Raw genomic sequence first — 12,559 nt, 5'->3', positions numbered from 1 at the left:
CAAAAAACATCATAGCATGTAAACAGCACTAGTTAATTTTCTTAGCTGAGCCTTCAAGCTGGATAAAATTTTTCACTGTAGCTTTACTTCCGCAAGACTCGCGTACGATTAGTTCATCTTTTAATACAAACTTTTTTTGTTCTAAGGCTTTTCCGCTCATTAATCCAAGCAGTAATTCCATCGCTTTTTTTCCAATTTCATATTTAGGCTGCTCAATTGTTGTAATATGCGGTTCAATGATATCCGACATTTTTGAGTTATCAAATCCTACTACAGCTATATCTTCAGGCACTTTTAACCCGCTGTCTTTTGCGGCTTTTATCGCTCCGATCGCCATTTCATCGTTAAAAACAAATACGGAAGTTGGCCGTTGTTCTAACGATAATAAGCGAATCATTTGATGATAACCGGACTCTAGGCTAAAATCTCCTTCTTGAATAAAAGCGGAATCCACAGATAAATCGTGGCTAATCATCGCTTGGCGGTATCCTTTTAATCGATCACGGCTTAAGATAACATTCATAGGACCAGTGATATGCGCAATTTTGGTATGCCCAAGGCTTATTAAATGCTCCGTTATTTTTCGCGCCCCGCTAATATTATCAATAGATACGGTAGAAATATCTAAGCCATCAATGTACTCACACGCAAGAACCGTAGGGAACTGTCTGGAGACTTGTTCAATTCTGTCTTTATCCATGCGGGCTGTTAGAAGGATCATGCCGTCCGCTTGCTTTTGGAATAATAAATCAACAAACTCTCCTTCTCGCTCAATGTCATTTTCTGTATCTCCTAAAATTACTCGGTAACCGCTGTTAATCGCCGTATGCTGAATTCCTTTAAGAACTTCAGAAAAAAACGGATGGGTAATATCAGGAACAACTACTAAAATGGTTTTTGTTTCTTTTTTTCTAAACTGTCTTGCGATGATATGGGGCTGATAATTTAATTCTTCAATGGCTTTTAAAACTTTTTCCTGCGTTTCTTTGCTTACTAGGTGGGGCTGACTAAGAACTCGCGAGACAGTAGCTGGAGCTACATTAGCTAGTTTGGCCACATCACTCATTTTAACTGACATACGTTCACTCACCTTTATCTGTAGTAATTAACATTTTATAATAAAAAGTTCTATCCGTTTTGCATCTATCTTTATTATACATTACTAGCATAATAAAGCCTCTCTTTATCATCATGATGGAGTCCGAATAGAACAATTAAGACTATTTTAAACTAGCTATGCCCACAAGTTCTGATCTTCTTTCAAGCATAAACCATGAAAAGTGATGCAAAACATATCTCGTTATGCTTCGCATCACTTCAGTCAATCACGTTAAATGTTTAGGCCTTCTTTAATATTTAATCCTTCTCTAATTGACTTTAACGTTACTTCGTTTGACCATTCCGGTCGATCAGGGTAAGCAAATACAGAGTTTGTTACGATGCCGTCAAATTTAATTTCTCTTAATTTGCGATACAGTGCGTCAAAATCAATTTCTCCTTCACCAGGATTTAAATGCTGGTGAATCGTTACTTTCGCATCAGGTGGATTTACAATATAGCGCAGTCCAAACGCTGCTTTATGGTTAAGAGTATCGGCAATCAGAACGTGTGCAAGCAAATCACCTGCTTCATCAATATGCTTTGCTACATCGCCAATGCCATCGTCATAAAAGAAAGCATGAGGGACAGAATAAACTAATTTAATCCAGTCTTTGTCCAGCGCACGAATCATTGCAATAGCTTCTGTGTTTAACTCAATAAAATCATTTGGATGCGATTGAAGGTTAAGCTTAATTCCTTCTTTTTCAAAAATCGGCATCAGCTCTTCCATCGATTTAACAAAAGCCGCTTCGCTTTCAACAGGGCGGCTCTTGTCGCCGCTGAACTCACTGTTCATTAAATCTACTTCCAGCTCAGAAGTAATTTCGATTGTACGCTTCCAGTTCCTTACTGCCGCTTCACGTTCCTGCTCATTTGGTGAAGACCACTGCTGTACCGGAAGCACAGACGAAATCTTTACCCCCGCATCGGCACAGTATCTTTTTAAGTCTTTTATACGCTGTCTATCAACTTTTGGATATTCATAAAACCAAATAAAATCTTTGCGCGGAGATAACTCTACGTATTCATAGCCTAATCTTGCAACTGTATCAATCGTATCTTTTAAACTTGTATTGTCACGGTAATGTGACGGATCATATGCTAAACGCAATGTAAGGCTCCCCTTTCTTTTATGCACACCAGACGTGTCCATCCCCTAAGTTTTAATTAAGCTGTTTTGTAAGCAAACCGTTTTTACAATTACAGTTTGCCTGCTGCAGTTAACGTTTTATGGTAGAAATCAGGACGTTCACCTAACGAAATAGGAACAATGTTTCCTGATTTTTTTGCTTCTAAGCAAGCATCTGAAGTAACGGCCGCAACGTAACCGTCCCAAGCAGTGGGTCCATTCACTTCGCCTTTAAGCGTTGAGTTAATCCAGTCTTGCAGCTCTGTATCATAAGAGTCAATGAATCGATCTTTCCAATCTACTAAAATTTCAGTTGATTTTTTTGCTTCACTGCGCAACACGACGCTTGAAGGCTCAGGTAAATTAGCGATTCCTGTTTCTCCTACTACTTGACATTGAATATCATAGCCGTACTGGCAGTTTACAAAAACCTCAGCATCAATTCGAACGCCTTGCTTTGTTTCAAGCAGCACCATAATTGGATCTTGCAGATGTTCAAGTGCCTTGCTCGTTTTTCGCGGTGCCACGATTTGAACAGATACATAATCGTCATTTAATAACCAGCGCAAAACGTCAATTTCATGGATGAATGTATCAACGATTGACATATCGCCCGTGTATGTATCAGGTACCGTAGGATTTCTGTGTGCGCAGTGAACCATTAATGCTTCACCAATTTGCCCGCTTTCAATCACTTTCTTTAAAGCGCGATACCCTGTATCGTAGCGGCGCATATAACCAACTTGCACCAACGGCTTGCCGTGTGTAATTTCAGCGTCAACGATTCTTTTACAGCCTTCTGCCGTTGTAGCAAGCGGCTTTTCGCAAAATACAGGTTTTCCAGCTTGAATCGCTGCCAGCACAAACTCCTCGTGCGTCGGCCCCCAAGAAGTCACAACAACTGCATCTACTTCTTCTGATTTAATTAACTCATGTCCATCATTGTAAATAACGGCATCCAAGTTTTGATTTTTTACAACAGCTTTTGCTTGTTCTTGATTTACATCCGTAACCGCAACAATTTTTCCGCCTGATAACGTATTTGTAATTCTTCTAATATGATCTTGTCCGATTGCTCCTGTTCCAATAACACCAATTTTCAACACCATAATCTATGGCCTCCTTTAATATGTGAGCTTTAAAAATAGAAATAAATGCTTGGTTCCACGTTTTATTTTGCTTTAAAAACTTTATATGACGCTTCTTTCTTATCCCATGCCGCTGCAAAAGCAGTAGCGGTTAACCCTAAGGCTGCTGCAAAAAAGAAGCCTGCTTTAAGTCCCGTCCAAGAATTTAATATTCCTGCAGCAAAAGGACCTCCGAATATTCCTAACGCATACAGCGCTTGGTAGCCTCCCATCGCCGTAGCTCTCTTTTCTGCAGCTATTCTTTCAATAGACATTCCTAGCATAAGAGGAAACACTAATCCTAATGAAAACCCGTTCACGCTTTGAATGATACAAAGCAAAAGTTTATTTTCCGTCATAGGAATCATACAGGTAAAGAATGCAGCCAGAAAAAAGGCGGCCTTCAAGATGCTCCATTTTCCGAAGCGCCAAACAAATAGCTTTTCCATAATAAGAGGAGCAGCCGCATGAGGGATCATAAAGGAAAAGACAATCAAACTCAGCTCGCTCTCTTTAAATCCTGCGCTTAATGCGTACGCAGGAGTAAAACCAAACATGGTCGTGAAAATAATACTGTGTGCTAGAATAGATAGAAGCGAAATTTTTAATAGCGACGGCTCTTTTATTACGCTCATTAATTCTTTAAGCTTTATAGGTGATCTCTTTACGTTCTCTTTGGGCTCGTAAATGAAAAGAGAAAGAATAGCGCCTATTACACTCAAGATTGTTCCTATCCAAAACGGAGCATGCCATCCCCACTCATTTACAATGTAACCGCTTAAACTCATACCCAAAAGCTGAGCCAAAACCACTATAAACGAAATGATATTCATAGCACGAGTAGTTTTTTCACGTTCAAAGTAGCTTGAATATAAAATCGTAAAGGCAACCCACGTTGCTGCTGCCAATCCAGCCAAGCAGCGTGATATAAACACGCCTATTAAGCTATCGGTCAACGAAAATAGCAGGCAGCTTGACATGCTGGCTATCATGCCGAAGATAACAAACGGTTTTCTCACTTTCACAAAGTCTGAAAAGATCCCGAGCGGAAGGCGACATAATAGCTGCATGAGTCCATAGCTGCTTAACACTACACCAATAAAGGCATACTTGCCTCCCAGCCCTTCCATATAAGGAGACAAAATAGGTACGTAAATAAACTGCGAGAACCAAAAGATAAATGAAACGGCTGCAAAAAGATACTTATCTTTGACGGTACTTATAGCACTCAACTAATCACTTCCATTTTGTTGCGACGAAAAAACCGACTTTTATTTTTTTATACGATTGTACTACAGGGTACTAGCAAATGTCGCTAGTATCCCATCGTACGATAAGTAAATTCTTAGTAGCGTGCCGTAACCATTTTCTTTCTTGTATAAAACTCTACGCCGTCCGTACCGTTGGCATGAAGATCGCCATAGAAAGAGTCTTTCCAGCCTGAGAATGGGAAGAACGCCATAGGTGCCGGCACCCCTACGTTCACTCCTAGCATGCCTGAATCAATATTTTCACGGAACTCACGTACGCTTGCGCCGCTGTCTGTATAGATACAAGCTCCGTTTGCGAATCGAGAATTATTAGCAATGTCAATTGCTTCTCCTAATGTTTTTACACGCACGATAGAAAGCACCGGTGCAAAGATTTCGTCTTGCCAGATTTTCATTTCTTGTGTAACGTTATCAAAAATAGTGGGTCCAACAAAATAGCCGTTCTCTTTTACCGCGTGATCTTCACGGCCGTCACGAACTAAGCGAGCTCCTTCTTCTACGCCAGCTTCAATATAGCTAAGCGTACGTTCTTTATGGTTTTCACGAATAACCGGCCCTAAGAAAACATCTTTTTCTAATCCGTTTCCAATGACAATATTGTTTGATTCTTGAACAAGTCGTGAGATTAATTCATCTGCCACGTCTTCTTGCACCGTCACGACAGATGCTGCCATGCAGCGTTCACCTGCTGAACCGAAAGCAGCTCCGATAATTTGTTTTGTTGCTACGTTTAAATCTGCATCGTTTAATACGATTGAGTGGTTTTTAGCACCCGCTAATGCTTGAACACGCTTTAAGTTTTCTGTACCTTTTTTATACACATATTCAGCTACTGGCTGTGAACCTACAAACGAAATTGCTTTCACTAATTTATGTTCAAGAAGGCCGTTTACCACATCATGCGCGCCGTTTACAATGTTTAATACGCCTTTTGGCAATCCAGCTTCTTCAAATAATTCTACTAATCTTGCTGCTAAAAGCGGCGTGCGCTCAGACGGCTTTAATACAAATGTATTACCGCAAGCAATTGCAAGAGGGAACATCCAGCAAGGAACCATCATCGGGAAGTTGAACGGCGTGATCCCGCCAATAACACCGATTGGATAGCGATACATGCCAGACTCAATGCCCGTTGCAATATCAGGAAGCTGTTTTCCCATCATTAACGTAGGAGCACCCGCTGCGAATTCTACACATTCAATTCCGCGCTGTACTTCTCCGCGCGCTTCATTAAAGCTTTTTCCGTTTTCAAGCGTCACAAGCTTCGCTAACTCGTCCCAGTTATCTACTAATAGCTGCTGATATTTAAATAGAATACGTGCACGTTTTGGCACCGCAGTTTTTGCCCATCCTTTGAAGGCTTCATTTGCAGCCTGTACCGCTTGATCTACATCTGCTTTTGTGGAAAGAGGTACCTCTGCAATGACTTCACCCGTTGCAGGGTTATAAACTGGTTCTGTCAGACTTGTAGATGAATCCACCCATTCGCCGCCAATATAGTTTTTTACTGTTTTTACTGTTGTTTGTGTCATGTTCATTCTCCTCTCAATTTTTGATTACGCTTGTTGCAGAACTTCTTCGGCTGTATCCATAAACTGCTTAATTTCTTCTACAGTTGGCATTGCATCTGAAGAACTGTGTTTTGAAATAACGATGGAAGCAGAAGCACCGCCAAATCTCATCGCTTCAGGAATTGTAAACCCTCGCATTAACCCGTAGATAAAAGCAGATGCGTAAGAGTCGCCAGCTCCAAATGTTTTAAGCACTTTCGTTTTAAAGATGCCGCCTCGATGAGACTGGCCGTCTTTTGTATAAGCAATCGACCCTTCTCCTCCATGCTTGATTACGACAATCTTAGCATGATGGGAAAACCATCGTTCAGCTGTAACTTGATCATTTGATTCTTCATAATTTAAAAGCTTTTCCATCATATCGAATTCTTCTCGCGTACCGATAATCACGTCTGATTTTTCTGCCGCTAAATTATAGTAGACGGCAGTCTCAGCTTCTGATTCCCACGTATACGGCCGGTAGTCGACATCAAAGAATACGACTACGCTATGTTTTCTCGCATATTCAAGAGCAAGAAACACGGCTTCTCTTGAAGGACTTTTAGCAAGAGCTGTTCCAGAGATAAGCAGCGCTTTTGATTGCTTAATATACTCTTCAGAAACTTCTGTTGGATGGAGCTTTAAGTCTGCCACGTTATCACGGTACATCAGGATGCTGCACTCTTCAGGACTTTTAATTTCAGTAAAGGCCAGTCCCGTTACGGCTCCTGTTTGATCAACTACAATGCCTTCCGTGTTAATGTTATTTTGATTTAAATATCTGGTGCTGAAGCGGCCCATTTGATCATTTGACACTTTTCCAATAAAGCCTGTCTTCATTCCAAGCCTTGAAAGACCAATAGCGATGTTAGCAGGAGATCCTCCTACGTATTTTGTAAACGTCATCGTTTCTTCCATCGGGCGATTAAATTCATTTGCATTCAAGTCGATGCAAAGCCTTCCTACTGCAAGAAGGTCAAATCGCTTTTGTGAATCAAATGTTAAATAACTCATAGTCACGTCGTCTCCTTACTTTAATGCTAATTTTTCTTCCATAATCCATTCATGGTCTTTGCTATTATTAAATTTCCATGTTCGCACAGGGCCAGCCATGACGTTTAAATAATAAACTTCATAACCTGGAGGAGCAGATACCGGATGATACCCTTTAGGAACCAAGACTGCATCTCCATCTTTAAGGACCATTGTTTCATCTAGAGATTGATCGTCCGTATATACTCGTTGAATCGCAAATCCATGTCCCGGGTTGACTTTATGGTAATACGTTTCCTCTAAATACGATTCATGCGGCAAGTTGTCTTGATCGTGCTTATGAGGAGGATAGCTTGACCAGTTTCCTTCCGGCGTAAACACTTCCACTACCAGCAGACTATCGGCCGGCTTTTGTTCAGGAAGAATATTATGGACTTGTCTCGCGATATTTCCTGCTCCGCGATGCTCTACGCCTACATCTTGCGGCGTAATTAAACGAGCAGGGTATGTACCTTTTCCAGGCGCTGCGCAAACCGCAATTTCTAAGTCGGTTACAGCTTCTACTTCATAGTGATCATCATTCGATACATATACGGAGTACGGAGGGATTTTTTCAAAGATATTCATTCGCTGTCCGATGTTTTCCCATTTCTCTTCTTTTGTAGAAATGTTGGACTTACCGGTTAAAATCACAATACAAATCTCTTGATTTTCCGTATTTTTTTTAAGCTTTTGGCCTTTTTTTAATGAGTAAACGTCAAAGCCAATGTACTCCCATCCTGCAGATTGTGGGGTGATGCTTAGTACGTTTCCATCACTGTCAGCTGTTTGTGTTGGTACGATTAAATCAGCCATTCCTTTCCACACCTTTCTATTTCTTATTTTTTAACGTGTTTATGCTAGGGACACTCTTTAATCAAGCAAACTGGATATTCTAGCTTTTTAAAAGATTAATATTTTCTTGCCTTTTGTAACTGGCTTTCTTTGCCTTCAAACGCCGTTTGAACGTTTGAGCTTTCAGATACGGCTGCTACTCCTACATGCCACCAAGAATCGTAGCCGTCCGTCATTGTTTTTGGAAGAACTTTAATGTCAATCAGTGTACTAACACTTTGTTTTTTTGAATCTTCAATGGCATATTCAAGTTCTTCCATCGTATACACTTCGTATGTTTTGGCTCCGTACGCAGCTCCAGATTGAGCAAAGTTGATGCGCATAATATCTCCATCAAGCTGCCCCGTCCGCGGGTTACGAACGCGGAACTCTGTGCCGAAGCTTTCAATTCCATTATCCATCTGCAAGTTGTTGATGCAGCCAAAGCCGGAATTATCAAAAAGAACAATATTTATTTTAATTCCTTCTTGAATGCTCGTTACCAGCTCACTATGAAGCATTAAGTAGCTTCCGTCTCCTACCATTGCATACACTTCTTTATCCGGCTCAGCCATCTTAGCGCCTAAGGCAGAAGCAATTTCATAGCCCATACATGAATATCCGTATTCAAGGTGATACGTATTACGTTCATTTGAGATCCACATACGCTGAAGGTCACCCGGGAGGCTTCCCGCTGCACATGTAATAATAGAATCAGGTGCAATTAGTTCGTTTACTTTGCCAAGCACAGTCGTTTGGACAAGTTCGGTGCTTAGGCTATCTTTATACTCCGACAGGCTGTGATCAAAATGCCCTTTAATTTCCGGAATAAATTCTTTGCCTGTGTATGCAATATTTTTTAAACGAGTCAGCTCTTGATTCCACTTTAATTTGGCTTCTTCAATTTCAGTTTCATAGCCTGATTTATAACCTTCTAATGCAGACGAAAGAGCTTCAAGACCCACTTTGGCATCCGCGACAATTTTAGTAGCCTCCAATTTTGATGCGTGAAATTCAGAAATGTTAATGGTTAATACATCCGTCTCAGCGTAAAACAGCTTTGAAGAAGTTGTGAAATCTGTAAAACGTGTCCCCACGCCAATAATTAAATCCGCAGATTGCGCTATTTTATTAGCAGCGCTGTTACCTGTTACGCCAACTCCTCCTAGATTTAAAGGATGATTGCTTTCAAGTCCGCTTTTTCCAGCTTGCGTTTCGCTAAATGGAATATGAAACTTTTCAGCAAATGCAGCAAATGCATTCGCAGCCTCTGAATAACGAACGCCGCCGCCTAAAATAAGAAGAGGCTTTTTCTTTGATTTAATCAGCTCCACTGCATTTCTGATACTTTCTTGCGAAGGCTCGCGGCGTTCGATCAGGTGGGTACGCTCACGGAAGAAACTTTCTGGAAAATCCCACGCTTCCCCTTGTACATCCTGCGGCAGCGCAATTGTAACGGCTCCTGTATCTGCCGGATCTGTTAATACACGCATCGCATTGATCATAGCCGACATCAGCTGTTCTGGACGGCTTACTCGATCCCAGTACTTGCTGACGGACCGGAAAGCATCATTTGTAGAAAGAGATAAATCATGCGTCTGTTCAATTTGTTGAAGAACCGGGTCCGGCTGGCGAGTGGCAAACACATCGCTTGGCAAAAGCAGCACCGGAATATTGTTTGCAGTAGCTGTCGCAGCCGATGTAACCATATTCGCTGAACCTGGACCAACGGAAGAAGAGCAGGCCATGATTTGCTTTCGATGTTTTTGTTTGGCAAAGGCTACTGCAGCATGAGCCATTCCCTGCTCGTTTCTGCCTTGATATACTTCAAGGTCGCCTGGGTTTTCCTGCAGCGCTTGCCCGATCCCCACTACATTTCCATGTCCAAAAATGGTGAATACTCCTTTGATAAAACGCTCTTTTTTTCCATCAAACTCTACATATTGCTGATTTAGAAATTTCACTAAAGCTTGACTCGTTGTTAATCTTATCGTTTTCATATACCTTCCTACCTTATCTTCTGAAATTGATCACCATCAGATTGATTTTTCTACCCTTTTTTCACATTTTTAAATGAAATCGATTTCATTTAATGTAATAAATGAGGTTCTACCCTTTTACTTCCTAGCTCTTTCCTTTGTTTCAGCTACTATTTAGCGATGAGACAAACACTTTCATCCCCTGTACTTTTTAACGCTTGAAGATGGAGAAAAGCTCGAAAATTCATCATAAATTCCACTTTCAAATGAAATCGATTTCATTTGATGTTAAAAAAATATTTTCCAAACTCCATCCTTAACTTCCCCATCATTTTTCTATGCTTTGTCTTACCTGGAAAACCAATCTTATTGTACATGTAGCTCTGTTCAATGAAATCGATTTCATCTAGTTTTAGAAGCGCTTTCTTATCTATGAACCTAGTTTATAATATTCAGTTTACTTTGTAAATACTTTTTTAAAAATTTTGTTAGTTTATCTTTTTATTCACTGTAATCGCTTTCTAAAGAAGCTCAATGTGAAGAAAAAAGAAAAGGCATACTTCTTTAGTATGCCTACGGGCTCTAAGTCTAAGCATATGTATAATCACTCAAAAACACTTATTCTTCTGCAAGGACAAACGTAATCTCATTTTCTTTTGCATAGTGCTGATAGCTGACGTCCACTTTATCTGTAATTAAATAATCCACTTCATGCAGCTGACAATACGTAATCATTGCATACTTATCAAATTTTGTATGATCTGCTAATAAAAACACTTTTGTGCTTCTTTTTATGACCGTTTCTTTGATTTCACTTTCAACGGGCGATGAATTGGTAACGCCATTTGATATGGAAATACCCGTAGAAGCCATAAATACTTTATCAAAGTTGTAATTCTTTACAGGATTGGCATGGTTAAAGCTTGAAAATGATTGAGTTTCACGCTCAAGATAGCCGCCCGTAGAAATTACTTTTAACGCATCAAAAGGCAAGGCTTTTACTATAACATCTAAACTATTTGTAACAATCGTTATTGATTTGTTCTTTAGAAATTCAATCATTTCTAACGTGGTAGTTCCTGAATCAATAAAGATGACGTCTCCGTCTTCTACGTACTGAGCTGCCGTTTTGGCAATTAAACGCTTTTGAAACTGATTTCTTGTTTGTCTTTCATTAAATGATTCAAGCTTCACATGATTAACGGCTACTCCGCCGTATACTTTTTTAATATGCCCTTCATCCACTAACTTTTGAACGTCGCGTCGAATCGTGTTTTTGGAGACTTCAAACACCGAAACCAAATCATCTAATGAGACAGATTCATGTTCAAAAACATACTCTTGAATTTGTTGAATCCGCTTCGTTTTTAACATTTCTACCTCTCCCGTTTATCTTTCTTTTCGCTTTTTTATTACTTACTATTATAACCTTTACAAAAGGCATTTTCTAGAAGAGTAACTGCTAAAACAAAGAGAGATTGAGACATAACTCCATTATTTCCAGCTAAAGACAAACAAGTTAGATACATAACATAAGCTAGAAGCAACTCAATCGATTAAAATCCTACCAAAGAAAAAATCCGAACGAGCTGGATTTTCTATCAAGAATCTCCATTCATCGTTCGGATCTTGCTTCAACTGTAATTCTTTTGTCTCAGCCTCTTTTTTATTAAGCTTTATGACTTGTATGAAACTCTCTCATTTTCTCTTTTACAGTCGCCATCACCGCTTCTTTTCCCGGTGTAAGAATGGTTCGCGGATCATACACGTCACTGTCGCTTTCCAACGTGTGACGGATCGCGCGCGTCCAGGCCTGAAGGCACTCGGTGTTCACATTAATCTTTGCATGTCCAAGAGCTATTGCTTTTTGAATTTGGTAGTTTGGTATACCAGAACCTCCGTGTAACACCAGCGGCACATCTGTTAAGTCAGCTATTTCTTTCATTTCGTCAAAGCCCAGCTGAGGTTCGCCTTGGTACTGTCCGTGAACGGAACCTAAAGCAGCTGCCAACGCATCGACTCCCGTTTCTTTTACAAGACGCAGACATTCAGCGGGATCAGCGTACACGATGTTGCCAACAAGCCCGTCTTCCATTCCTCCGACTGTTCCGACTTCAGCTTCAACTGAGACATATTGAGCACCAGCATAGTCTACTACTTGCTTAGTCATGGCAATATTTTCATCAATTGAGTAATGAGAACCGTCAAACATGACCGAGCTAAACCCAGCGTCGATAGCTTTTTTACATCTTTCTACACTCATACCGTGATCTAAGTGAAGCGCGACAGGAACAGTAATATTCATTTCTTCTAACAAACCTTCAATCATGCCTACAATGGTTTTAAATCCGCCTAAATAGTCCACAAGCCTGTCTGAAACGGCTGCAATGACAGGCGCTTTTTCCTCTTCGGCAGCTTGTAAAATAGCCTGTGCCCACTGCAGGCTGTTAATATTATACTGACCAACCGCATAGTTTCCTTTTTTAGCGGCATGAAGCATATCTTTCATTGATACTAGTTTTGAAGATACTAACGT

Annotated in this window: 10 protein-coding genes; all 10 read right to left on the bottom strand. The window is 40.4% G+C overall.

Annotated elements, in window-relative coordinates; genetic code table 11:
* Window positions 1-28: 28 nt before the first annotated feature.
* The gene (locus ACFX4R_RS03155; RefSeq protein ID WP_043981196.1) at window positions 29-1,078 is read right to left on the bottom strand and encodes a LacI family DNA-binding transcriptional regulator; all 1,050 of its coding nucleotides are present in this window, start codon (window positions 1,076-1,078) and stop codon (window positions 29-31) included.
* A gap of 252 nt (window positions 1,079-1,330) precedes the next feature.
* Window positions 1,331-2,212 (bottom strand): sugar phosphate isomerase/epimerase family protein, encoded by an 882-nt coding sequence (locus ACFX4R_RS03150; RefSeq protein WP_043981194.1) that lies wholly within the window; start codon window positions 2,210-2,212, stop codon window positions 1,331-1,333.
* 89 nt (window positions 2,213-2,301) lie between these two features.
* Window positions 2,302-3,339, bottom strand: a complete 1,038-nt coding sequence (iolG, locus tag ACFX4R_RS03145) for a bifunctional inositol 2-dehydrogenase/D-chiro-inositol 1-dehydrogenase (RefSeq protein WP_043981192.1) — start codon at window positions 3,337-3,339, stop codon at window positions 2,302-2,304.
* 62 nt (window positions 3,340-3,401) lie between these two features.
* The gene (locus tag ACFX4R_RS03140; RefSeq protein ID WP_230183277.1) at window positions 3,402-4,589 is read right to left on the bottom strand and encodes an MFS transporter; all 1,188 of its coding nucleotides are present in this window, start codon (window positions 4,587-4,589) and stop codon (window positions 3,402-3,404) included.
* Between the two features lie 113 nt (window positions 4,590-4,702).
* The gene (locus tag ACFX4R_RS03135; RefSeq protein WP_043981187.1) at window positions 4,703-6,160 is read right to left on the bottom strand and encodes a CoA-acylating methylmalonate-semialdehyde dehydrogenase; all 1,458 of its coding nucleotides are present in this window, start codon (window positions 6,158-6,160) and stop codon (window positions 4,703-4,705) included.
* A 24-nt stretch (window positions 6,161-6,184) separates the two neighbouring features.
* Window positions 6,185-7,192, bottom strand: a complete 1,008-nt coding sequence (iolC, locus tag ACFX4R_RS03130; protein WP_377568756.1) for a 5-dehydro-2-deoxygluconokinase — start codon at window positions 7,190-7,192, stop codon at window positions 6,185-6,187.
* 15 nt (window positions 7,193-7,207) lie between these two features.
* Window positions 7,208-8,026, bottom strand: coding sequence for a 5-deoxy-glucuronate isomerase (gene iolB / locus ACFX4R_RS03125; protein ID WP_165574867.1), 819 nt, complete (start codon window positions 8,024-8,026; stop codon window positions 7,208-7,210).
* Window positions 8,027-8,121: 95 nt separating this feature from the next.
* Entirely contained in the window at window positions 8,122-10,044 is a 1,923-nt protein-coding gene (gene iolD / locus ACFX4R_RS03120) for a 3D-(3,5/4)-trihydroxycyclohexane-1,2-dione acylhydrolase (decyclizing) (protein ID WP_162214673.1), read from the bottom strand.
* 597 nt (window positions 10,045-10,641) lie between these two features.
* Window positions 10,642-11,397, bottom strand: coding sequence for a DeoR/GlpR family DNA-binding transcription regulator (locus ACFX4R_RS03115; RefSeq protein WP_230183273.1), 756 nt, complete (start codon window positions 11,395-11,397; stop codon window positions 10,642-10,644).
* A 295-nt stretch (window positions 11,398-11,692) separates the two neighbouring features.
* The gene (gene fba, locus ACFX4R_RS03110) at window positions 11,693-12,532 is read right to left on the bottom strand and encodes a class II fructose-1,6-bisphosphate aldolase (protein WP_377569067.1); all 840 of its coding nucleotides are present in this window, start codon (window positions 12,530-12,532) and stop codon (window positions 11,693-11,695) included.
* Window positions 12,533-12,559: the final 27 nt, after the last annotated feature.

It is taken from the genome of Priestia sp. YIM B13490 (assembly GCF_042787735.1).
GTDB classification, from domain to species: Bacteria; Bacillota; Bacilli; order Bacillales; family Bacillaceae_H; genus Priestia; species Priestia megaterium.
Note: the sequence above shows the minus strand (reverse complement) of the source record. Positions and strands in the feature narration are given on the sequence as shown.

Coding starts and splice junctions, on each gene's coding strand:
- ACFX4R_RS03155 (WP_043981196.1), bottom strand. CDS start 1,078: ATGTCAGTTAAAATGAGTGATGTGGCCAAACTAGCTAATGTAGCTCCA.
- iolG (WP_043981192.1), bottom strand. CDS start 3,339: ATGGTGTTGAAAATTGGTGTTATTGGAACAGGAGCAATCGGACAAGAT.
- ACFX4R_RS03135 (WP_043981187.1), bottom strand. CDS start 6,160: ATGACACAAACAACAGTAAAAACAGTAAAAAACTATATTGGCGGCGAA.
- iolC (WP_377568756.1), bottom strand. CDS start 7,192: ATGAGTTATTTAACATTTGATTCACAAAAGCGATTTGACCTTCTTGCA.
- iolB (WP_165574867.1), bottom strand. CDS start 8,026: ATGGCTGATTTAATCGTACCAACACAAACAGCTGACAGTGATGGAAAC.
- iolD (WP_162214673.1), bottom strand. CDS start 10,044: ATGAAAACGATAAGATTAACAACGAGTCAAGCTTTAGTGAAATTTCTA.
- ACFX4R_RS03115 (WP_230183273.1), bottom strand. CDS start 11,397: ATGTTAAAAACGAAGCGGATTCAACAAATTCAAGAGTATGTTTTTGAA.
- fba (WP_377569067.1), bottom strand. CDS start 12,532: ATGAAAGATATGCTTCATGCCGCTAAAAAAGGAAACTATGCGGTTGGT.